At 30.4% G+C, this 24,097-nt stretch carries 24 protein-coding genes and 1 pseudogene; 24 read left to right on the top strand and 1 reads right to left on the bottom strand.

Features of this window, described 5'->3' with window-relative positions:
* The 18 genes and pseudogenes from tkt to HMPREF1983_RS00575 all read left to right on the top strand — a co-directional run bounded on the left by tkt (nt 1) and on the right by HMPREF1983_RS00575 (nt 16,057).
* Nucleotides 1–1,977, top strand: a complete 1,977-nt coding sequence (gene tkt, locus HMPREF1983_RS00660) for a transketolase (protein WP_040460726.1) — start codon at nt 1–3, stop codon at nt 1,975–1,977.
* Entirely contained in the window at nt 1,967–2,338 is a 372-nt protein-coding gene (locus HMPREF1983_RS00655) for a S1 RNA-binding domain-containing protein (protein ID WP_021752342.1), read from the top strand. Before tkt ends, HMPREF1983_RS00655 begins: the two co-directional genes overlap by 11 nt.
* A gap of 293 nt (nt 2,339–2,631) precedes the next feature.
* Nucleotides 2,632–5,256 carry an alanine--tRNA ligase gene (gene alaS / locus HMPREF1983_RS00650; RefSeq protein ID WP_021752341.1) on the top strand — a complete coding sequence of 875 codons (2,625 nt, stop codon included), beginning with the start codon at nt 2,632–2,634 and terminating at the stop codon, nt 5,254–5,256.
* A 129-nt stretch (nt 5,257–5,385) separates the two neighbouring features.
* Nucleotides 5,386–5,691 carry an Asp23/Gls24 family envelope stress response protein gene (locus HMPREF1983_RS00645; protein WP_021752340.1) on the top strand — a complete coding sequence of 102 codons (306 nt, stop codon included), beginning with the start codon at nt 5,386–5,388 and terminating at the stop codon, nt 5,689–5,691.
* Between the two features lie 11 nt (nt 5,692–5,702).
* Nucleotides 5,703–6,098, top strand: coding sequence for a transcription antitermination factor NusB (gene nusB / locus HMPREF1983_RS00640; RefSeq protein ID WP_021752339.1), 396 nt, complete (start codon nt 5,703–5,705; stop codon nt 6,096–6,098).
* Between the two features lie 11 nt (nt 6,099–6,109).
* Nucleotides 6,110–7,369, top strand: coding sequence for an exodeoxyribonuclease VII large subunit (xseA, locus tag HMPREF1983_RS00635; RefSeq protein ID WP_021752338.1), 1,260 nt, complete (start codon nt 6,110–6,112; stop codon nt 7,367–7,369).
* Nucleotides 7,370–7,570, top strand: coding sequence for an exodeoxyribonuclease VII small subunit (xseB, locus tag HMPREF1983_RS00630; protein ID WP_021752337.1), 201 nt, complete (start codon nt 7,370–7,372; stop codon nt 7,568–7,570).
* Nucleotides 7,563–8,423, top strand: a complete 861-nt coding sequence (locus HMPREF1983_RS00625) for a polyprenyl synthetase family protein (protein WP_021752336.1) — start codon at nt 7,563–7,565, stop codon at nt 8,421–8,423. Before xseB ends, HMPREF1983_RS00625 begins: the two co-directional genes overlap by 8 nt.
* A 25-nt stretch (nt 8,424–8,448) precedes the next feature.
* Nucleotides 8,449–9,036: a methyltransferase domain-containing protein gene (locus HMPREF1983_RS00620; protein WP_021752335.1), complete on the top strand. Its 588-nt coding sequence runs from the start codon at nt 8,449–8,451 to the stop codon at nt 9,034–9,036.
* A 27-nt stretch (nt 9,037–9,063) separates the two neighbouring features.
* Nucleotides 9,064–9,207, top strand: coding sequence for a hypothetical protein (locus HMPREF1983_RS00615; RefSeq protein ID WP_021752334.1), 144 nt, complete (start codon nt 9,064–9,066; stop codon nt 9,205–9,207).
* A gap of 219 nt (nt 9,208–9,426) precedes the next feature.
* A complete protein-coding gene (locus HMPREF1983_RS00610; RefSeq protein WP_021752333.1) occupies nt 9,427–10,620 on the top strand; it encodes a glycerate kinase in 1,194 nt (397 codons plus the stop codon).
* A complete protein-coding gene (locus HMPREF1983_RS00605) occupies nt 10,610–11,473 on the top strand; it encodes a DMT family transporter (RefSeq protein WP_245576409.1) in 864 nt (287 codons plus the stop codon). The genes HMPREF1983_RS00610 and HMPREF1983_RS00605 overlap by 11 nt, the downstream gene beginning before the upstream one ends.
* Nucleotides 11,474–11,490: 17 nt before the next feature.
* A complete protein-coding gene (locus tag HMPREF1983_RS00600) occupies nt 11,491–12,366 on the top strand; it encodes a C39 family peptidase (RefSeq protein ID WP_021752331.1) in 876 nt (291 codons plus the stop codon).
* 249 nt (nt 12,367–12,615) lie between these two features.
* The gene (gene rpsP / locus HMPREF1983_RS00595) at nt 12,616–12,888 is read left to right on the top strand and encodes a 30S ribosomal protein S16 (protein ID WP_021752330.1); all 273 of its coding nucleotides are present in this window, start codon (nt 12,616–12,618) and stop codon (nt 12,886–12,888) included.
* 156 nt (nt 12,889–13,044) lie between these two features.
* Nucleotides 13,045–13,689, top strand: a pseudogene (locus tag HMPREF1983_RS00590) (amino acid ABC transporter permease).
* A 3-nt stretch (nt 13,690–13,692) separates the two neighbouring features.
* Entirely contained in the window at nt 13,693–14,322 is a 630-nt protein-coding gene (locus tag HMPREF1983_RS00585) for an amino acid ABC transporter ATP-binding protein (protein WP_021752327.1), read from the top strand.
* Nucleotides 14,323–14,334: 12 nt separating this feature from the next.
* Nucleotides 14,335–15,171: an amino acid ABC transporter substrate-binding protein gene (locus HMPREF1983_RS00580; RefSeq protein ID WP_021752326.1), complete on the top strand. Its 837-nt coding sequence runs from the start codon at nt 14,335–14,337 to the stop codon at nt 15,169–15,171.
* A 262-nt stretch (nt 15,172–15,433) separates the two neighbouring features.
* A complete protein-coding gene (locus HMPREF1983_RS00575; RefSeq protein WP_021752325.1) occupies nt 15,434–16,057 on the top strand; it encodes a VOC family protein in 624 nt (207 codons plus the stop codon).
* A 115-nt stretch (nt 16,058–16,172) separates the two neighbouring features.
* Here the strand turns inward: HMPREF1983_RS00575 and rpsD are convergent, their stop codons facing one another.
* The gene (gene rpsD / locus HMPREF1983_RS00570; RefSeq protein ID WP_021752324.1) at nt 16,173–16,775 is read right to left on the bottom strand and encodes a 30S ribosomal protein S4; all 603 of its coding nucleotides are present in this window, start codon (nt 16,773–16,775) and stop codon (nt 16,173–16,175) included.
* Nucleotides 16,776–17,140: 365 nt separating this feature from the next.
* On the opposite strand from rpsD, the gene secA reads away from it, so the two are divergent.
* The 6 genes from secA (at nt 17,141) to trxB (ending at nt 24,046) form a co-directional block, all read left to right on the top strand.
* Nucleotides 17,141–19,708, top strand: a complete 2,568-nt coding sequence (gene secA, locus HMPREF1983_RS00565) for a preprotein translocase subunit SecA (protein ID WP_021752323.1) — start codon at nt 17,141–17,143, stop codon at nt 19,706–19,708.
* A 204-nt stretch (nt 19,709–19,912) separates the two neighbouring features.
* The gene (locus HMPREF1983_RS00560) at nt 19,913–20,839 is read left to right on the top strand and encodes a manganese-dependent inorganic pyrophosphatase (RefSeq protein ID WP_021752322.1); all 927 of its coding nucleotides are present in this window, start codon (nt 19,913–19,915) and stop codon (nt 20,837–20,839) included.
* Between the two features lie 117 nt (nt 20,840–20,956).
* Nucleotides 20,957–21,343, top strand: a complete 387-nt coding sequence (locus tag HMPREF1983_RS00555; RefSeq protein WP_021752321.1) for a phage holin family protein — start codon at nt 20,957–20,959, stop codon at nt 21,341–21,343.
* 15 nt (nt 21,344–21,358) lie between these two features.
* Nucleotides 21,359–22,306, top strand: coding sequence for an HPr(Ser) kinase/phosphatase (gene hprK, locus HMPREF1983_RS00550; RefSeq protein WP_021752320.1), 948 nt, complete (start codon nt 21,359–21,361; stop codon nt 22,304–22,306).
* Nucleotide 22,307: 1 nt separating this feature from the next.
* Nucleotides 22,308–23,111: a prolipoprotein diacylglyceryl transferase gene (gene lgt / locus HMPREF1983_RS00545; RefSeq protein ID WP_021752319.1), complete on the top strand. Its 804-nt coding sequence runs from the start codon at nt 22,308–22,310 to the stop codon at nt 23,109–23,111.
* Between the two features lie 14 nt (nt 23,112–23,125).
* Complete coding sequence (trxB, locus tag HMPREF1983_RS00540; protein WP_021752318.1) at nt 23,126–24,046, top strand: thioredoxin-disulfide reductase; 921 nt, start codon at nt 23,126–23,128, stop codon at nt 24,044–24,046.
* The last annotated feature ends 51 nt before the right edge of the window (nt 24,047–24,097 follow it).

Genomic DNA, 24,097 nt, shown 5'->3' with positions numbered 1-24,097 from the left:
ATGTCACAACAATCAATCAACGCAATAAAAGTATTAGGAGTTGATGCAATTAATAAAGCTAAATCGGGGCATCCGGGTATTGTAATGGGTGCTGCACCAATGGCGTATTCATTATTTACTAAACATTTGAGAGTAAATCCTGCTGTGCCGGAATGGATTAATAGAGATAGATTTGTTTTATCAGCAGGTCATGGGTCAATGTTGTTATACGCATTATTACATCTTTCAGGTTTTGAAGATGTAAGCATAGAAGAGATAAAAAATTTCCGTCAGTGGAATTCAAAAACTCCGGGGCATCCGGAATTTAGTCATACTAAAGGCGTTGACGCTACCACCGGACCACTAGGGCAAGGGATTTCTACTGCTGTTGGTATGGCACTGGCTGAACGTTATTTGGCAGCTAAATACAATAAAGAAGGTTTTGATATTTTTGACCATTATACTTATGTAATTTGTGGTGACGGTGATATTATGGAAGGTGTTGCATCAGAAGCATCAAGTTTTGCTGCAGTACAAAAATTAAATAAATTAGTGGTTCTTTATGATTCAAATGATATTTGTTTAGATGGAGAAACTAAAGACGCATTTTCTGAGAATGTTCGTGCCAGATATGAATCTTATGGTTGGAATACGCTATTGGTAGAAAATGGTGAAGATGTTGTAGCTATAAGTAACGCTATTGAAAGAGCAAAACAATCAGATAAACCGACCTTGATTGAGGTGAAAACCATAATTGGTGCCGGATCTCCTAATAAACAAGGAACAAACGGTGTCCACGGTGCACCGTTAGGCGAAGAGGAAACAACATTATTTAGAAAAAAAATTGATTGGAAATATGCACCTTTTGAAATTCCGGAAGAAGTATATGAAGATTTTAAAGTTAATGTTGCAGAACGTGGAGAAACTGCGAATAGTAAATGGGAAAAATTATATAATGAATATAAGGAAAAATTCCCAGAATTAGCAGCTGAATTAGAAGAAGTATTATTAAGAAAGGATATTAAACATCTTTCTAAAGAAAGTTTTAATTTTAAAAATGTAGGAGAAGCTCAAGCTACTCGTAATTCATCACAAGATGCAATTAATAGTATAGCAGCTGTGCTTCCGACATTTTTTGGAGGTTCAGCCGATCTTTCTCACTCTAATATGACATTTATTAAAGGGGAAGAATTGCAAGATAATATTAATAGAACAGCACGTAATATTCAATTCGGTGTACGTGAATTTGCAATGGCTACGGTTCTTAACGGTTTAACATTACATGGGGGAGTACGTGTTTTTGGCGGTACATTCTTCGTATTTTCAGATTATCTAAAAGCAGCATTACGTTTATCCGCTCTTCAAAATTTACCTGTTACATATGTATTTACCCATGATAGTATAGCGGTTGGTGAAGACGGTCCGACACATGAACCTATTGAACATCTGTCATCATTAAGAACAATTCCAAATTCTTATGTGTTTAGACCTGCAGATGCTGTTGAAACACAAGCAGCATGGTATTTATCGCAAAAAATAAATACAAAACCGACATCATTAGTATTAACACGTCAAAGTTTGCCGGTATTAGAAAATACCTCATTTGAAAAAGTAGAAAAAGGCGCTTATACTGTTTATGAAACTTCGAATGATTTTGATACTATTATAATCGCAACCGGTTCAGAAGTAGCACTTGCAATTGATGTAGCGAAAACACTGGAAAATGATGGTGTAAAATCACGTGTTATAAGTATGCCGTCAATGGAATTATTTGAAGAACAATCAAAAGAATATAAAGAAAATTTATTACCATTTAATATAAGAAGACGAATATCTTTAGAGATGGGTAGTACAGCTTTGTGGTATAAATATATAGGACTGGATGGACTTGCTATCGGAATTGATAAATTTGGCGCTTCCGCTCCGGCAAATAAAGTAATTGAAGAATATGGCTTTACAGTGGAAAAAGTGGTAGATAGAATAAAAAATGAGTTATAGAGAAATACAACAAGGAGATATAATAAAGGTAAAGGTTACAGCGGTAAAACCTTATGGTGCCTTTTTTGAAACCAAAAACGGTCAAGCCGGATTAATTCATATTTCAGAAATTACCAACTGTTTTATTTTTGATATTGGAAGTTATTTAAAAGTTGGAGAAGTTTTAGATGTAAAAGTTTTATCAATAAGAGATAATAAAATAAATGCTACTTTAAATTTTAAACAAAAAACTCAGAACAATAATAAAAAAGAAATTAACAGTTTAGATACACTTAATTTTGTTTATGGGTTCAGCACTCTTAAACAAAATATGAAACTTTGGAAAAAAAAGGCTATTATGGAAATTAGAAATTCAAAATAAACCTATTGACAAATATTTGATAACTGTTTATAATGATAGTTAATACAATGATGAAGTGTAGGAATTAAAAGTAATTCACATTATTATAAGAGAAAACCTGTCGGTGAAAAAGGTTTATAATGTACTTTTATGCTACCTATTTAACAGCTTCATGGCATTAAAGCCGTTATAAAAACTATGAGGAGTTTTATGCTCGAAATAGGGTGGTAACACGATTATAGTCGTCCCTTGTGTAATTTTACACAAGGGACATTTTTTAGTTGTTATTTTACAATATCGAAAGGAGAACAGCAATGAAACAACTGACATCATCACAAACAAGAAGAATGTTTTTAGATTTTTTCGTAGAAAAAAATCATAAGATAGAACCGAGTGCTTCACTCGTACCGATAGATGACCCGTCTTTATTATGGATTAACTCAGGTGTAGCAACATTGAAAAAGTATTTTGATGGACGTGAAATTCCGGAAAATCCAAAAATAGTAAATTCACAAAAATCTATAAGAACTAACGATATTGAAAATGTTGGAAAAACAGCACGTCATCATACATTTTTTGAAATGTTGGGAAATTTTTCAATTGGTGATTATTTTAAAAAAGAAGCTATTGAATGGGCGTGGGAGTTTTTAACAGCTGAAAAATGGTTAGCACTCGAAAAAGAAAAATTATCTGTAACTATTCATCCCGAAGATATGGAAGCATATGATATTTGGAAAAACGATATTGGTTTGCCTGAAGAACGAATTATTCGTATTGAAGGAAATTTCTGGGATATTGGAGAAGGTCCGTCCGGACCAAATACGGAGATTTTTTATGATCGAGGAGAAGATATCGATACAACATCACCGAAAGAAGAGATGTATCCCGGTGGGGAAAATGAACGTTATCTTGAAGTTTGGAATGTAGTATTTAGCCAATATAATCACAATGCCGATGGTACATATACAGAATTACCTGCAAAAAATATCGATACCGGTATGGGATTGGAACGTATAGTTTCAGTATTACAAGATGTGCCGACTAACTTTGATACGGATTTATTTATGCCGATTATGCGTGAAATAGAAAAATTATCGGGTATAAAATATGGTGCGTCTGTTGAACAAGATGTTGCATTTAAAGTGATTGCCGATCATATTAGAACGGTGGTATTTGCAATAGCTGATGGGGCGTTGCCGTCAAATGAGGGACGTGGTTATATATTAAGACGATTACTGCGTCGTGCGGTTCGTTATGCAAAAGTTTTAGAATTGAATACCTCATTTATGTATAAGTTGACTGACGTTGTTGCAGATATTATGGTTGATTATTACCCGAATGTTAAAGAATCAGCTAATTTTGTCAAAGATGTCATATTAAAAGAAGAAGATCGTTTCCATGAAACATTAAATGAAGGCGAAGCAATCTTAGAAACAATTGTAGAAGAAGTAAAAAATACGACGAAAATCATTTCAGGAAATGATGCGTTTAAATTATATGATACATTTGGATTTCCTATTGAATTAACACAAGAATATGCCGAAGAGTACGGCTTAACTGTAGATTTAGATGGTTTCAACGAAGAAATGGAAAAACAAAAAGAACGTGCTCGTGCATCTCGCCAAGAGGATTCTTCAATGCAGGTTCAAACTGATCTGTACAGTAAAATTATTGGAGATAGTGAATTTGTCGGTTATACACAATTAGCGGAGAAAAACGCATCGTTATTGGCAATAGTTGATAAAGAAGAAAATGTGTTAAATTCTTACCGAGGTTCTGAAGTTGTGAAAGTAGTATTTGACAAAACACCATTTTATGCAGAAAGTGGTGGACAAGTTGCCGATCATGGTATCATTTTTTCACAAAATGTCAAAGCAAATGTACTTGATGTAAAAAAACTACCGGATAAACGTCATATTCACTTTATAAAAGTTATAGAGGGCGAATTAGTTGTCGGCGATAAATATACATTGGAAGTTGATAGAGAATATAGACTAAATATTGAAAAAAATCATACAGGAACACACTTATTAAATGAAGCATTAAGACAAAAAGTAGGTTCTCATATTAAACAAGCAGGTTCATTGGTAACAGATGAAAAATTACGTTTTGATATTACTCATTTTGCTCCATTAACAAAAGAAGAAATTGAGCAGGTGGAAGAAGAAGTAAACAAACAAATTTGGAATTCACTTGAAATTAAAACGGAAGAAATGCCGATTGCAGAAGCAAAAAAACTTGGTGCACAAGCATTATTTGGAGAAAAATATGGTGATGTAGTAAGGGTAGTATCAATAGGTGATTATTCTATTGAGTTATGTGGTGGTACACATAATGCAAATAGTGCAGAAATAGGAATTTTCAAAATTATTTCTGAATCAGGAGTAGCAGCCGGAGTACGACGTATTGAAGCGTTAACGGGAAAAGCAGCTTATAAATATCAAAAAGAACAAGAACGTACATTGCACGCTGTAGAAAAACTTGTTAAAGGTAATGCAAATAATGTTGTAGAAAAAGTTTCACACTTACAAACAGAAATTAAGAAACTATCCAAAGAAAAAGAAAGTTTACAACAAAAAATTGCTAACGCAGAATTAAATAATTTAGTAAACGATGTGAAAGTCGTAAATAATATAAATGTTTTAACTGCTGTAGTAGAATCGGATAATATGAATCATTTGAAACAGTTAGTTGATAATGCTAAGACAAAATTAGAAAATTATATAATTGCATTTGCTTCCATTAATGATGATAAAGTAAATTTTGTAGTTGCTGTGGATAATAACTTAACTAAAAGTTATAATGCAGGAAAACTAGTAAATGTATTAGCAACAATGTGCGATGGTCGTGGTGGGGGTAGACCTAACATGGCGCAAGCAGGGGCAAAAAATAAAGATAATATTGATAACGCATTTGAAGAATTGCTTAAAAACATTTAAAAGAGCATTAAAGATAAAAGGTAGCTATTGCTATCTTTTTTCTTTGAAAATATGATATAATAAAACTTATTATAAGAATTATTTTGTCTTTAAGTAAACAAACTATTATATGATTAGGAGGATAATTCCATGGAAAATAAAAAATTGGGAACTGTAGAAATTAATCCACATGCTTTAACGGTAATTGCTAATATAGCAACTACCGAAGTAGAAGGAGTGTCAAAATTATTAGGTAAAAAAATATATTCAAAAGGTGTAGATTTGGAATTTTCCGGTGAAGAATTAATTATAGATGTCTATTGTAATTTAAAATCTGGTTTTTCAGTAACGAAAGTTGCCAGAAAAATTCAAGAAAATGTAAAAAACTCAATTTTCAATATGACTGAAATCAATACAAAAAGTGTCAATGTAAATATTTTAGGAATAGATTTTTAGTAGGAGAAAAAATGAAGAGTAGACATGAATTAAGAGAAGCTGTTTTTAAAATCTTATTTCAGGTAGAAAAAACAGATTTAAATTTTAAAGAGTTATTAGAATTGGAAAATGAAGAAATTTCAGGAAGTAAATATGTAAATGAAACTTTAGCACAAATATTGATGAACATAGATGAAATAGATGGCGTTATAAGTTCAAATTTAAAAGATTGGAAATTAGAACGATTATCAAAAATGGATAGACAAATACTTCGTATAGCTACTTACGAAATTCTATATAGTGAAATTCCATACAAAGTTTCTATAAATGAAGCGGTTGAGTTATCCAAAAAATATAGTGAAAAAGATGAAAGTTATAAATTTATAAATGGTGTTTTAAAAGGTGTAGTGGAAAATAGTACGAAATAAGGGGTATTCAAATGAAAGAGAGAACGTATTTAACAGTCACAGCCTTAAATAAATACATAGAAAGAAAATTTCTCCTAGATCCATACTTGGGAAAAATCTATATAAAAGGAGAAATCTCTAATTTTAAAATACATAACAATAATAATATATATTTTTCGATAAAAGATGAAAACACCAGAATAGAAGCTGTCTGGTTTGGTACAAAAAATTTTGAGTTTAAAGATGGCGATACGGTTCTTATTAAATCAAAAATAAATTATTATTTTCCAAGGGGAGAACATAATTTATTAGTTATTGATATGAAAAAAGACCGTATAGGAGAGCTTTATCAAAAATTTTTAGAATTAAAAGAAAAATTAGATAAAGAGGGTCTTTTCTCTTCGTTATATAAAAAACAGATACCGAAACTAAGTGAAAATATAGGAGTTGTTACGGCAGAAACGGGTGCAGCTATTCAAGATATAAAAAGAACGATAATGCGACGTTTTCCATTAGCTAATATTAATTTATATTCAACGCTTGTTCAAGGTGAAAATTCCGTTCAAGATATAGTTAAAAATATGAAATTGGCAGATAATGGAGATAATGATGTAATTATTTTAGCACGTGGTGGAGGTTCAATAGAAGATTTGTGGAGTTTTAATACTGAAGAAGTAGTTAGAGCTATTTTTAATTGTAATACACCGATAGTAACCGGAGTAGGTCATGAAACCGATACTACATTAGCAGATTTTGTTTCTGATATGAGAGCTTCGACTCCGACAGCAGCGGCGGAGATAGTTACTCCAAATATTGAAGATATAAAAAATAAACTTAAGTTTAATTTAGATAAATTAAACAACAGAATAAAATTTATCTTGGAAAGTAGTAAGGCGTGTATAATAAAAAATAAAGAGAATCCATATATAAAAAATTATCTTAATATATACTTAGAGTATAAAAGAAATTTAGAAACGACAGAAAAAAATTTACAGCGTATTCTTAGTGCTGGTATAAAAGAAAAAAAAATAGATTTTTTTTATAAAAAAGAAGAATTTTTAGATATAGATATTTTGGAAAAATATAAAGAAAATTTTGCAAAAACTATTGAACACTTAGAAGCAAATTCACCTATTAATATTATGAAAAAAGGTTATTCAATCACATTTTTAGAAGATAAAAAAGTAACTTCTGTTAAAGAAATAAAGCCGAAAGATAATCCAACGGTGCAGTTGTTGGATGGAGTTTTTACCTGTGAAGTAAAAGAAGTATTAAAAGAAGGAGTTAAGTAAATGAAAAAAGAAAATTTTGAATCTAATTTAGCTCAATTAGAAAAAATAGTAGTTAATTTAGAAAGTGGAAATTTGTCATTGGAAGATTCACTGGAACAATATAAAGCAGGTATTGAAATTATAAAAAATTGTAATCAAATTATAGAAAATGCTGAAAAAGAAGTTGAAAAAATAGTTAAGGATTTTAAAGATAATGAATAACTTTGAATTATTTACCCAAGTACATAGACCTAAATTAAATGATTTTTCCAGAGAATATATAAAGGCTTTAGATATTCCACTTCCTTTAAAGGAATCTATTATTTATTCTTTAATAAATGACGGTAAAAAAATTCGTCCATTGTCATTTTTATATTTATTAGATTATTATAAAGTGAATTATAATAAATACTTTGACGTAGCACTTGCTATAGAATTAGTACATACTTATTCGTTGGTTCATGATGATTTACCGGAGATGGATAATGACGATTATCGTTGGGGAAAACTTACAAATCATAAAGTTCATGGGGTAGATGTTGCGGTTTTAACTGGAGATGCCATGTTAACATTAGCTTTTGAAGTGCTTTCAGAATGTGAAGTAGATAGTAAATTAAAAATAAGGTTGATAAAACAATTGGCAAATTATTCAGGAGCTATGGGTATGATTGCCGGCCAAATTTACGATGTTAAACAAAAAAATTTTAATGTTGATGCAAATTATCTTCGTAATATGCATAGTTTAAAAACAGGGAAATTAATAGAATTACCGCTAGATTTTGCAGCATTAATAGCTGAGAAAAAAAGTGATTATGAATTAATAAAAGATTTTGGCAAAGAATTAGGAATTGCATACCAAATTAAAGATGATATATTAGATTATTACGGAGATTTTAAAAAAATTGGTAAACTTCCAAGTGATGAAAATATGATTACTTATCTGAGTTTTTATGGAATAGCAGAGTGTGAGCAGTTCTTATTAAAACATACCCAAAATGCAAAAAATATTGCCAAAAAATTAGAAAATAATAATTTGGAGCAACTTGCAGATTATCTTTTAAGACGGGAAAAATAACATTCAAAATATAGGAAGGGATAATATGTCAGAACAAAAGAATTTAAAAATAAGATTATCAGTAGATTCATTCTATGATAATATCTCAAAGAATAAAAAAAAGACAAAAATTAATCCAAAAGATTTGAGTAAATCTCTGGGGTATGATGAAAAAATAATAAACGAGTTTCCTGATGAAATAAATATGGGACTTTCTTGTGGGAATCCTATTCAATATTTGAAGTTGAAAGAAGGTCAAAGTTTAATAGATTTAGGTTGCGGAGCCGGAATGGATATTTTTATTTCCAGAATGAAATATCCTAAAGCAGGAACATTATATGGTTTAGACAGATTGGATTCTATGTTGGAAAAAGCAAAAAGTGTTCGTGATAAAAAAGGATTAAAAAATATAGAATTTATAAAAGGTGAATTGATCAATATTCCGTTGAAAGATAAGATGGTAGATAGGGTAATAAGCAACTGTGTAATAAATTTAGAACCTGATAAGCAAAAAGTTTATAATGAAATATATCGTATCTTAAATGATGAAGGAATGTTTGTTATTTCGGATATATTATTAAAAAAAGATTTACCAATAGAATGGAAAAATTCACAAAAAATGCACTGTACTTGAGTTGCGGGTGCTCTTCTGGAAGAAGAGATGATAAAAATAATACAAAAAGCCGGCTTTAAAAAATTTCAAATCATAAACTCTGATGTTACTGATGAATATGCTGAAAAATGGAGATATGGTAAGGAAATGAAAGATTATATTCAAAGTGGATTGCTTATTGGTAGAAAGTAATAGAACAAAAAATACGGAAGTTTAGGGTGAACTTCCGTATTTTTTATATGATAAGTTATAAAACAAAGTGGAATACCTTGAGAAAGTAATTGATTAATTTTAAATTTGTAATAAACGTATGGTAAAGCTATATACGAAGTAATATTAAAAATTTTAACGTTTTTAATTGTTTAAGATAATGTATTTTAAAATGTATCTACTTTAAAAAGAGAAAAATTAATGTTAGAATATAAGAAAGTATATATTAAGGGGCAGATAAAAATGAAAGTTATGATAGCGATGAATGAATTCAAAGGTTGCTTAACATCAAAAGAACTTTCTTTAGTAATAGAAAAAACAATTAAGAATGCTAATAAAAAAATAGATATAGTAAAAGAAGTTGTTGCTGACGGTGGTGACGGATTTTTAGATATTTTTGAAAATTTTGATAAAAAAACTTTTACTACAGTTAATGCAATCGGAGAAAAAACTGAAGTTAAATACTTAGTAAATCATGATACTAAAGAAGCTGTTATAGAAGTTGCAGAGATAATCGGCATTAGAAATTTAAGTAAAGAAGAATGCAATCCGTATAAAACAACTACCTACGGTTTAGGAATTTTGATAAATACGTTGTTATACGAAGGAATAAAAACCTTTACTATAGGTCTTGGTGGCAGTGCAACAAATGATTGCGGTATAGGAATGTTAGCCGCACTTGGTATTAAATTTTATGATGAAAATAATAATCTTTGCGTAAGAGGAATTTCAGAATTAAAAAATATCGTAAAAATAGATGATACTATGGTAAGTAAGTATTTAAAATATGCTAAGTTTAATTTAATATGTGATGTAGAAAATCCTTTGTATGGAAAAAATGGAGCAACATATATTTTTGGTGGGCAAAAAGGTTTGGATAAAAAAGATTTTTCTATTGTTGATGATTATGTTAAGAATTTTTCTGAAATAGTTTACGATAAATATAAAAAAGACTTTTCAATAATTAAAGGAAGTGGAGCTGCCGGAGGATTGGCATATGCTTTTTTGAATTTTACCAATTCAAAAATGTTTAAAGGTTCTGAATATATGATTAGTTATTTGGATATAGAAAATAAAATCAAGGATATTGACATTTTAATAACGGGCGAAGGCTGTTTAGATAAACAAAGTTTTATGGGAAAAGCACCGATAGAATTAGCAAAAATTGCGAAAAAAAATAATAAAAAGGTGATATTTTTAGCGGGCAGTATTGAAGATGATGAGTTGGAACAACTTTCAGAAAATAATAAAAAATTGATTGATGCAAGTTTTACTATTCAACGAGGGGTTATTTCAATACGAGAAGCGTTAGATAAAAAAATAGCAACTAAAAATATTGAAAAGACAATTGAACAAATTTTTTGTATATTGGAGTTGTTTAATAGTGAAATGTAGAAGTAATATTTTAATGGGGATATTTTGTATAGTTATGGCAGGCTTTGGATTTGCGTTGATGGCATTGTTTGTTAAATTATCAGGGAATCTGCCATCAATGCAAAAAGCTTTTTTTAGAAACTTAATAGCTGCATTTATAACAATATTTCCATTAATGAAACATAGGAGAAAATTAAGATTACCTGCCAATAAAATTGAATGGTCCACCTTAATCGTAAGGGCTATTTTTGGGACTATCGGCTTAATTTTTAATTTTTATGCTATTAGTCACATAAATTTGGCAGATGCATCAATTATACAAAAACTTTCACCATTCATTATTTTAATATTATCATATTTTGTTTTTAAAGAGAGAATGACAAAATTTCAAGTGGGTGCCATTGTTATTGCATTTATAGGAATATTATTTGTTATTAAACCTAATATAAACGGTTTAATAAGTAAAGGAGCTGCTGCAGCATTGATGTCGGCATTAGGAACAGGAGTAGCATATACATGTGTTAGATATTTAGGTTTGAAAAAGATTTCAGGAGAATTTATTATTTTGTTTTTTTCAGTTACATCTACCTTAATGCTACTGCCTTATTTAATTTTTGATTATCATGAAATGTCAATATATCAAATTAGTATGTTACTTTTTGCGGGTATTAGTGCTTCTATCGGACAATTTGGAGTTACATTTGCATATAGATTTGCACCGGCAAAAAACATTGCAGTTTTTGATTATTCACAAGTTTTATTCGCAGGTATATTGGGTATTATTTTTTTAGGGGAATTTCCTGATTCTTACAGTTTAATAGGTTATTGTATAGTGATTTTGATAGGAATAGTTTTGATTTTAAAAACAAATTAATTGAGAAAGGGTACTAAATGAAAAAATTTATAAAAGTGCTAATTGGAATAATTTTAGTTTGTGGGATGTTATTTTTATATTTTTCAAAAAACTCACTATCGGAATTATTTTTTGGTAGCAGCAAAAAAACGACTTTAGTGAATAAAAAAACTATTAAAATAAGAGATGGAATACGTGGAGTTGCACAACCTAATCCTTTTATAGTAACTGAAGATGAAATTAACCGAAATTTATTGGGAAATAGTAATAACAATTTAGTAGGTCAACTAATTTATACCAGAAAACATGAACTGCCGGAGGCACAACAGAAGTTGCTGGCAAACAATAAAGATACTACACAGTATATACTAGGGTATTTAACCGGAGAACGTATACCATTTGAATATGGGGAAACAGCAGAATTAAAAAGAAAATACCCTTATTATATTCAGTGGGATAGGAGATGGGCGTATGATGAGCTGGGAGATATAGATGTTGCGATCGGGGGATGTGGACCGACGAGTGTTGCAATGGCGATTGGCGGATTATTAAATGATAAAACTATTACTCCAAGAAAGATTGCAGAAATAGAAAATAAAAATGGTTATTTTACATCACATGGAACCAGCTGGAATTTTTTTGATTTTATTGCAAAAGAATATGGGCTAAAATCTAATCAAGTATCTTTAAGTAAAGAGGATATAGATAAAGTATTAAAACGGGGGAATCCAATAATTATGTCGGTAAAACCGGGGAAATTTACAACTGTCGGTCATATTATTCTAGTTGTAGCAAAAGATAAAGATGATAATTATATAATTAATGATCCGAATAGTTACACAAGAACATTAAAAATATGGAGTTATGACGAGTTGAAAACAGAAATAGTAGCAATGTGGGAATTTTCAAAATAATTGTAAAATAAAATATAAGAACTTGACATTAAATTTAAAAAACGCTATATGTCAAGTTTATAAGGATAATATCTATGTCAACAAAAAAAGTTTACACTTTTTTTGAAAAAGTCTTGACTTTCTTTTTTTATAATGTTAGAATAGTTACTAGCTTAGAAACCTTAGCAAAAAGATTCAACTTTTTCATTAAAACACTTCATAAACACACACATTAAATTAATAAAAAGTTGAAACATAAGGAGTACAAACATGGCAGTAAAAATCCGTTTAAAAAGATTAGGTGCTAAGAAATCACCTTTTTACCGTATCGTTGTTGCTGATTCAAGATCTCCACGTGATGGTCGTTCTATTGAAACTATCGGTACTTACAATGCTGTAAAAGATCCGGCAGAAGTTAAAATTGACGAAGAATTAGCGTTAAAATGGTTAGGTAATGGTGCACAACCTTCTGATACAGTAAGAAGTTTGTTATCAAAAGAAGGAATTATGAAAAAATTTCATGAATCAAAATTAAATAAATAAATTTTGGAGCGTCTTAAGACGTTCTTTTTTTATTATTTGAACATTATTATTGAAATTAACATATATTTTTGGTACAATTATAACAAGTTTTCAGAAAATTGGAGAGAGAAGTTTGCTATATACAGTTGTATGATAAAGTTATTATAGGAGGTTATTATGGAATATTTAATAGAAATATTTCCTAGTTTGTTGAATGGTGCATTGATTACAATAGAAGTATTTCTCTTAGTTCTTATTTTATCAATTCCACTAGGAATTATTGTTTCTTTTATAATGCAGTTTAATATAAAGATAGTAAACTTTATTATTAGCATTTATATTTGGATTATGAGGTGAACGCCGTTATTATTACAATTAATTTTTATTTATTATGTTTTGCCAAATGTAGGTATTCGTTTTGAAAGGCTACCGGCTGCTATTATTGCATTTACACTAAATTATGCGGCTTATTTTGCGGAAATTTTTCGTGGTGGTATAAATTCTGTACCAAAGGGGCAATATGAGGCAGCTAAGGTGTTAAAATTTACTAATTTACAAACGATTCGTTTTATAATTTTACCGCAGGTAATAAAAATTGTTTTGCCTAGTGTTTTTAATGAGATTATGAGTTTAGTAAAAGATACATCTTTAGTTTACGCTTTAGGAATAAGCGATTTAATATTAGCGAGCAGAACAGCAGCTAACAGGGATGCCAGTTTAACACCGATGTTTGTAGCCGGTGCTATCTACTTAATTTTGATCGGAATAGTAACATTGGTTTCAAAACATGTGGAAAATAAATATAATTATGATAGGAGTTAAATTATGTTAGAATTAAAAAATATATGTAAAACGTATAACGATAGACAAATTATTTCTAATTTGAATTTAACAGTAGAAGATGGAAAAATTTTAGCTATTGTTGGTCCATCCGGTGGAGGAAAGACTACACTTTTAAGAATGTTGGCAGGATTAGAAACTATTGACTCAGGTGAAATTATCTATAATGATGAAAATTTACCACTTAATGAGTTAGAAAAGAGAAATTTATTAGGATTCGTTTTTCAAGATTTTCAACTATTTCCACATTTGACGGTAATAGATAACTTAACTTTATCCCCTATAAAAACGTTGAATATGTCAAAAGAAACAGCAAAGAAAAAAGCTAAAGAGTTGCTAGAAAAGTTGGGTCTTAGTAAACAAATAAATTCGTATCCACATTCATTGTCAGGTGGTCAAAAACAACGTGTGGCTTTGGCACGTGCAATGATGATTGAGCCTAAAATAATCGGTTATGATGAACCGACGAGTGCCTTAGATCCTGAATTGCGTTTGGAGGTTGAAAAACTGATTTTAAAAAATAGAGAATTAGGAATTACTCAAATAGTGGTAACCCATGATTTGAAATTTGCCGAAAACATTGCTGATAGTATTTTGAAAATAGAAGCTAAGTAAGGTGATAAAAATATGAAAAAAATAAAAATTATACTTTATATAATCTCTACTTTTATATTGTTAACGGGTTGTGCTAGTGGTGGAGCGAATAAGCCTAAAAATGATAATTGGAAAGATTTTGAAAATTCTAAAAAAATAGTAATTGGTTTTGATAATACTTTTGTGCCAATGGGATTTCAAGACAAAAGCGGTGCAAATATCGGTTTTGATATTGATCTGGCAAATGCTGTTTTTGCTGAATATGGAATTAATGTAGAGTGGCAAGCTATTAATTGGGATTTAAAAGAAACAGAATTAAAAAACGGTAATATTGATTTAATATGGAATGGTTATTCAAGAACAAAAGAGCGAGAACAAAATGTTTTATTTACAGATGATTACATGATTAATGAACAGGTGATTGTAACAAAAAAAACTTCCGGAATAACAAAGGTAAGTGAATTAAAAGAAAAAGTTCTCGGAGCACAGAATGGGTCTTCCGGTTACGATGTTTTTAATGCAGAGCCAAAAGTTCTAAAAGATTTTGTAAAAGGTAATGATGCGACACAATATGAGAGTTTTAACGAGGCAATAATAGATTTGGAGAATGAACGTATAGAAGCATTATTAATTGATAGAGTTTATGCAAATTATTATTTAAAACAACAAAATAAATTATCAGAATATAATATATTTAGTGCAGGTTTTGAGAGTGAATCATTTTCTGTCGGAGCAAGGAAAGCGGATAAAATGCTTGTTGAAAAAATAAATTCAGCTTTTAAAAAATTATATCAAGAAAAAAAATTCCAAGATATTTCGAAGAAATGGTTTGGAGAAGATGTTGTAACAAAAGATATTAAAAATAGATAATCGGTAGATTTTTATGATCTACTGATTTTCTTTATAAGGGGATAAAAAATTATTAAAAGCGTTAAATTATGAATATAGAAAAGAATTTATCATTAATATAATATTAAGAAATGCAATAGCAGTTATGACAGTTTTGTAAATATTAAAAATTAATAAACTCATTGTGGATAAGTAAATTTTTTGATAGTAGAAAAAAAGATTTAAGAATGATATAATATTAGCAAATATTTAGGAAATAAATTAAGTTTTATGGAGATGAATTATGAGAAGTGGACATATAATATATAAAGTAAATAATTTACAAGTTGCTGTTGAGGAATGGAGAAATAAAGGGTTTGAAGTTGAATATGGCAGAAAAGAAAATCCTATTAATGCTTTGATATATTTTAGCGAAGGGGCTTATATTGAATTATTGCAAAATACGGGAATTCCTAAAATAGTAAAACTGTTAAGTAGATTATTCGGTGTAAGTAAAAAAATGGAAAGATTTCATTACTGGGATACCTGTGATGAGGGGCTATGCGGCTTTTGCATAGAGAAAGATTTTGGCAGTTTAGACGAAGAAGTTGAGTTTTTAAAAAAGAAAGGTATAAAAGGAATATTATTTAATAACCTTAAAAGAATTGATACAAAAGGTAGAATTTTACAATATAGATGTTTCTTCCCGGAAGGAGTGGATTTTCCATTTTTAATGAGTTATTTTAGTATAGATCCGAAACCCATAAATTTTATTCATCCCAACGGTATAAAGAAAATAAAGAAAATTGTTTTTAAGATTGATAGAGATAATGCCGATATATTAAGACAACTGATTGACGATGATGTACTTGAAATTATAGATGATAATAATGAAAAAGGCATAGTTTGTATTGAATATGACTATTAGATTGGAGAATTATAAAATTTAGAAAACTAATCAAATTCTATTTATAGTTAATAAAAAACCTACTCAAAAGTAACTGAGTAGGTTTAAATGGTATTGAGTTCCTTTGACAAAGAGATTATCTGCTGTAGTACTCAACAATAAGTTGTTCGTTAATTTCTGGATGTAGTTCACTTCTTTCCGGTAATCTTACTAATGATCCTTCTAATTTATCAGCATCAAAAGTTAAGTATTCAGGAATAAAGTTGGTGATTTCTACAGCTTCTTTAACGATTTCCAAGTTTCTTGATTTTTCTCTTACTGAAACCACTTGTCCTGGTTTCAGTGCGTAAGAAGCGATGTCAACTTTTTTACCATCAACAAGAACATGACCATGGTTAACCAATTGTCTAGCTTGACGATTAGTTCTAGCTAAACCTAAGCTGTAAACTACTGAATCCAAACGAGTCGCAAGTAATGCCATAAAGTTTTCACCGTGAAGACCTTGCATTTTCCCTGCTTTATCAAATAATTTACGGAATTGTTTTTCGTTCATACCGTGTAGGTAACGAAGTTTTTGTTTTTCTTGTAATTGTAATCCGTATTCAGATAGTTTTTTTCTCAAAATTGGACCATGTTGTCCCGGTGCGTAAGGACGTTTAGACAACTCCTTACCTGTGCCGCTTAGAGAGATACCTAAACGACGAGATTTTTTCCAAGTTGAACCTGTAAAACGAGCCATGAATATGCTCCTCCTTTAATCTTTTTGTTTTTTGTGTATAAAACAAAAAGCATGACTAATCATTGTTGTATATGTTATAAAATTGGAACTTCACCTAGTAGCATAGGTTACGAGTAGCCACGTGAGAACGTATAACATAGGGGCAATAATAATTAATCTACTACTATCATTTTACACTGTTTACTAGTTTATCATTAAAATAATTATTAGTCAACTGTTTTATCGGAAGAATAGAAGATATAAAAACATATTTTACTTAATAAATACTTAAAATCTCTTTATAATTATTGCTTTAAAGCGAAATGAGTGCTATAATTGTATGATGTATTATAGTATATAAAATTTATTTTGGAAGGAATATATGAATGGCTATTTTAAGTAAAATATTTGATGCTAATAAAAAAGAAGTTAAAAATTTAGCAAAATTAGCTGATAAAGTATTAGCTAAAGACGAAGAATATTCAAATTTAACTGATGAACAATTAAAAAATAAAACTCAAGAATTTAAAGATTACATACAAGAGGAAAAAGATAACGGAAAACCGATAGCTGATATTTTAGATAAAGTATTAGTAGATGCTTTTGCAACTGCACGTGAGGGAGCACTCCGCGCTTTAGGTATGAAACCTTATAAGGTGCAAATTATGGGTGGAATTGCCCTTCATCGTGGGGATATTGCAGAGATGAAAACCGGAGAAGGTAAAACTTTAACAGCAACAATGCCGGTGTATCTTAATGCTTTAGCAGGAGATGGTGTTCATGTTGTAACGGTCAATGAGTACTTATCTCAACGTGATGCTGAAGAAATGGGAGTTCTTTACAATTATTTAGGGCTAAGTGTAGGACTTAACCTTAACTCAATGAATTCGGAAGAAAAAAGAGAAGCATATAATGCTGATATTACTTATTCAACAAATAATGAATTAGGTTTTGATTATTTGAGAGATAATATGGTTAAATCTGTTGAAGCGCGTGTTCAACGTCCGTTAAACTATGCTGTAATCGATGAGGTTGACTCAGTATTAATTGATGAAGCTAGAACACCTCTTATTATTTCCGGAGAAGGGCAAGAATCTACGTCGTTATATCATGTAGCTAATGCGTTTGTTAAAACATTAAAACGTGCTGAAGAAGACGGCAGTGACGGTGATTATACATTAGATGTAAAAACAAAAGCTATTCAGCTTTCAGAAAATGGTATAGATAAAGCAGAAAATCATTTTGGGTTAAAAAATCTTTATGATTTAAAAAATGTAGATTTAACACATCATATAAATCAGGCGTTAAAAGCAAATTATACAATGGCACTTGATGTTGATTATGTTGTTGCAGAAGATGGAGAAATTTTGATAGTTGACCAATTCACAGGTCGTACAATGCCGGGACGTCGTTTTTCAGAAGGGCTTCACCAAGCAATTGAAGCAAAAGAAAATGTTCCAATTCAACGTGAAAGTAAAACAATGGCGACAATTACATTCCAAAATTTCTTTAGAATGTATAAAAAACTTAGTGGTATGACAGGGACAGCAAAAACTGAAGAAGAAGAATTTAGAAATATTTATAATATGTACGTTACCACTATTCCTACCAATATGCCTGTAATAAGGGAAGATGCTCCTGATTTTATTTATTCAAATATGAATGCTAAGTTTAATGCAGTAGCTAAAGAAGTAAAAGAACGTTATGATGCAGGTCAACCTATTCTTTTGGGTACAGTTTCTATTGAAACCAGTGAACTTGTTTCAAAACTTCTATACAAATATGGAGTACCTCACAAAGTTTTAAATGCTAAACAAAATGAAAGTGAAGCTGAAATAATTAAACAAGCAGGGCAAAAAGGTTCTGTTACTATAGCTACCAACATGGCAGGTCGTGGTACTGATATTAAATTAGGAGAAGGAGTTCGGGAATTAGGTGGTTTAGCTGTGATTGGTACAGAACGTCATGAGTCACGTCGTATTGATAATCAGTTGCGAGGACGTTCAGGACGTCAAGGTGACCCGGGATATAGTCGCTTTTATTTATCACTAGAGGATGAACTTATGGTTCGATTCGGAGCAGATAGACTTAAACGAATTATGGGAGCTGCTGATGATACTCCATTGGAAAGTAGAATGGTAAGTAAATCAGTAGAAAGTGCTCAAAAACGTGTAGAAGGAAACAACTATGATGCACGTAAGCAAGTGCTTCAGTATGATGATGTTTTGCGAAAACAACGTGAGATTATGTATGGTGAACGTAATGAAGTATTGGAAAATGAAGTTGTAACTGATATTATTGATAGAATGGTCGGTGAAGCTGTTGATAAAACTATTCAATATGCCGGAGAAATGATGGAAGCGCAAAGTGAAAGAGAAGAAACTGAAGAAATTGTTAAGTCAATAAACGAGAAGTTTTTAGGCGCAAATCCTATTTTAGATGTAGAGTATGCCGAAGTTATGTCAGATGAAGAAATTAAAGAACTTGCGCTTCGTAAAATCAACAAAGAATTGGAGAACAAACGTGAACTTTTAGGTGAAGATACAATGAATTCATTTGAAAAATATATTCTGCTTAACTCTATAGATGACAGATGGACAGATCATATTGATCAAATGGATCAATTACGAAAAGGTATTTTCTTGCGTTCATATGGACAAATAGATCCACTTCGAGAATATAAAAACGAAGGACATGAGATGTTTGAATATATGATTGATGAAATTGAAAGTGAAGTAGTATCAAATCTTCTTCGTATAAAAGTTGAACGTCATGAAGAAATAGAGATAAAAAAAGAACCTACTAATTTAGTAACAAATGATAGTAAGGAACATATCGCACGCGGACCTGTCAGAAGTCAAAAACGTGAAGAGAAAAAAGCTCGAATAGAGGAAAGAAAGAAAAGAATAAAAGAGTTAAAAGCACAAAAAGAAAAAACATATAAAAAGAAATAATTAGTATAAACTAAATAAATTAAGAAGTTATTTTTGTGTTTACAATATTATAATTCAAACGTAAAAAACTTTCTATATTTAATACAAACTATTTATTTTGATTTGAAAGGTTTTAATTTACAACTCAAAAGTAAAATTTGAAAAAATTAAAAAAACAAGGTAAAATAGAGAGTACAGTAATTATATGCGATAAGGAGTTTAGAAATGACTAATATTTTAATTTTCGGACATAAAAATCCAGATACAGATTCGATTTGTTCAGCGGTAGTCTACAATAATATAAAAAGAATCCAAGGAATGGATACTGAAGCGGTTCGTTTAGGTGAATTAAATGATGAAACAAAATACGCATTAGAATATTTTAATGTAAGAGCACCGCGCTTAATATCTGAGGTATCAGAAGGGCAAAATGTAATTTTAGTGGATCATAATGAGTTTCAGCAGTCAGCGAATGGGATAGAAAAAGCTGTTATTCGTGAAGTAATTGATCATCACCGTATTGCAAATTTTGAAACATCAGGGCCGTTATATTATAGAGCGGAGCCACTAGGTTGTACAGGAACCATTCTAAAAAAAATATATGAAGAGCAAAGTGTTCATATAGATAAGCAAATGGCAGGTTTGATGTTATCAGCAATTATATCAGATTCATTACTTTTTAAATCTCCAACATGTACGTTGCGTGACAGAATTGCAGCAGAAGAATTGGCAAGCATTGCTGAAGTAAATTTAGAAGAATACGGATTAGCCATGCTGAAAGCCGGTGCATCAACAAAAGATAAAGAGGCACAAACTTTAATTTCAGCAGATGCAAAGGAATTTATTTTAGGAGAAGACAAGCTGGTGATTGCTCAAATAAATACCGTTGACGCAAAAGAAGTTGTAGAACGTCAAATTGAATTAACGGACGCAATTAATAAAGAAATATCAAAAAGAGGATTATCAGCTTTTGTTTTCGTTATTACCAATATTTTAACATCAAATTCTGAAGTTTTTGTTCTTGGTGATAAAAAAGATAAAGTGGCAAATGCCTTTGGAAAAGTGTTGACTAATGACCTGATGACATTAGAAGGTGTAGTTTCTCGTAAAAAACAGGTAGTACCGCAAATCACAGAAGAATTTATGAAATAATTTATAATAATATAGAGTAGGAGTAGGACTGATTGTAAAGTGGATAATGTTTTCTTGATAATCATCTCCGGCTCCTGCTTATATTTTAAAGTTTGATTTTAATTAAGAGGAAAATGAATGAAAGAAAAAAAATCATTTATATGGAATTTTGTAAAAAGTATCGTTATAAACTTTTTAATAGTGCTTGCTTTTTCAGGACTTTTTGGCAATAGTTTACGAATAGAAAAACCGATTTATGGATTTGTTGGGGCGTTATTAATTACTTTGTTGTATATGTTTATTCGCCCGCTATTATTTATGATAAGTATTATACCGATTATTATGACATTTGGTATTTTTATTGTTTTTATTAACGCATTTTTAATAACGTTGGTTTCGTATTTATTGGCACCACGTTTTGAAATTAGTTCATTTGCTTCAGCATTATTTTTAGCTGTATTCATATCGTTATTTAATATGTTTTTAAATAGTAATGATAGAAAAATAATTATTAAAAAATTTTAATAGGAGATAATTTTTATGAAAGAATTAACAACTAAGGATTTAGTAGATAAGCTGAATTTAGAAATTATTAGTGGTGATAAAGGGCTGGATCGTAAAATTATTTCTGATGAGTTATCACGCCCGGCATTGCAATTAGCAGGATATTTTTCTTATTATTCTCCACAGCGTATTCAAATATTGGGAACGAGTGAATTATCATTTTTTAAATTAGTTGCAGATATAGAAAAAAAATCACGAATGCGAATGCTTTGTACACGTATTACACCTTGCATTATTGTAACCCGTGGTTTAAATGTTCCGAAAGAATTAATAGAAGCCTCTAATAAATATGATACACCGGTACTTCGTAGTAAAAATGATACTACAAAAGTTATGGGGAGTATTTCTAATTATCTTCAAAAGGAATTTGCCCCTACTATATCTATTCACGGTGTTTTTATTGAAGTATATGGTATCGGAGTGCTTATTACAGGTGAGAGTGGTATTGGTAAGAGTGAAATTGCCCTTGAACTTATTAAACGTGGTCATAGATTAATAGCAGATGATAGAGTTGATATCAAAGAATTGGAAAAAGATTATTTAATTGGTAATTGTGAATCTACCCTTATAAAACATTTGTTGGAAATTCGTGGGTTAGGAATTATAAATGTTATGACTTTATTTGGAACAGGGGCAGTAAGAAGTGATAAAAGATTACAGCTTAATATTCATTTGGAAACATGGAATGAGGCTAAGCAATATGATCGTATAGGTTTAAGTGATGAATATAAAGAAATTTTAAATTCCAAAATTGAGAAAAAAACTATTCCGGTACGACCGGGCAGAAACGTGGCGATTATTATAGAGTCGGCAGCGATGAATTACAGATTGAATAAAATGGGAATAAATACTGCTGAGGAATTTACTAATCGCCTTGAAGAAGAAATAAGAAAAAAAAATATAAGAAATAGTAAGGGGGAATAATATGACCGTAAATTATATTAATCCAATAGCATTTCATTTATTTTCAAAACCGATATATTGGTATGGAATAATAATAGCAACTACAGTGCTGATAGCGTATTTAATGGCAGAAAAAGAAGCAACCAAACGTGGCTTACCTGATGAAATAATGTTGGATTTATTATTAAGGATGTTGCCAGTAGCATTTATTTTTGCAAGATTATATTATGTTGTTTTTAGGTGGGATAATTATTCTAAAAATCCCGGTGAAATAATTGCCATTTGGGATGGTGGTATTGCTATTTATGGTGGTTTAATAGGTGGATTTTTAGTACTGTATTTTTTTGCGAAAAAAAGAAATATAAAAATTATAAAATTGCTGGATATAATAGCTCCGAGTTTATTGATTGGGCAAGCATTAGGAAGATGGGGGAATTTCTTTAACCATGAGGCGTTTGGTGGAATAGTTACAAGAAAATATCTTCAAGATAGATTAATACCTAATTTTATTATAGAAAATATGTACATAGACGGTGCATATCGACAACCAACGTTTTTATATGAAAGTTTATGGTGTGTTGTGGCGTTAATAATTTTATTAGTAGTGAGAAATAAATTATCACAAAGTGAAGTTTTTGTGGGATATTTAATTTTATATGGAACAGAGAGATTTATTGTAGAGGGTATGAGAACAGATTCGCTATATTTAGGGGTGTTCAGAATATCTCAAGTTCTTTCACTGGTATTTGTTATAGGAAGTCTGATATACTTAATATTACTCAATACAAAGTATAAAGATAAGAAAATTTTGTATATAAATTCTTAAAGAAGGTGTAAAGTATGACAGAAAAAACCTATGATGTAATAATAGTAGGAGCAGGTCCTGCGGGAATGACAGCTTCTATTTATGCAGGAAGAGCAAACTTATCTGTATTAATGTTGGAAAGAAAATATCCCGGTGGACAGATGTTATCTACTGAAGAAATAGAAAATTATACCGGTTTTGAGCAAATAACCGGTCCGGAATTATCGGAAAAAATGTTTGAACATTCTAAAAAATTTGGAACAGAATTTGCTTTTGGAAATATTACGGAAATCAAAGAAAAAGATGGGTTGAAATATTTGACGGCGGATGAAAAAACTTATATTTCAAAAACCGTAATTATTGCTACCGGATCAGAACATAAAACATTGGGAATTCCGGGAGAAGAACTTTTTTCAGGAAAAGGTGTTAGCTACTGCGCTGTTTGTGACGGAGCATTCTTCAAAAATAAGAATGTTGTAGTGATCGGTGGAGGCGATTCTGCGATTGAAGAGGCGTTATATCTATCAAACTTAGTTGGCAAAGTAACTATAATTCATCGAAGAGATAAATTGCGTGCTCAGAAAATTTTACAAGATAGAGCTTTTGCAAGGAAGAATATTGAATTTGTTTGGGACAGTATTCCTTTGGAAATAAAAGGAGAACGTAAAGTATCGTCAATAGAATTGAAAAATGTGAAAACAGGAGAGAAAACTTCCTTAGAAGCAGACGGTATCTTTATCTATGTTGGAATGTTACCGCAGACCGCAGATTTCTTACAGCTGGGAATTACTAATGAGGTTGGATATATTCCAACAAAGGAAAATCTTGAAACAAAGGTTGCCGGGATATTTGCAGCAGGTGATGTTAGGGTAAAAGATATTCGCCAAGTAGTAACCGCTACAGCAGATGGTGCTATAGCAGCACAAAGTGCATATAGTTACATAGAAAATTTATAATAAAAAATTAACCGTAAAATTAAGGATCTACAAAATATAGGACTGATAGGG

The organism is Gemella bergeri ATCC 700627 (assembly GCF_000469465.1).
GTDB lineage: Bacteria > Bacillota > Bacilli > Staphylococcales > Gemellaceae > Gemella > Gemella bergeri.
Note: the sequence above shows the minus strand (reverse complement) of the source record. Positions and strands in the feature narration are given on the sequence as shown.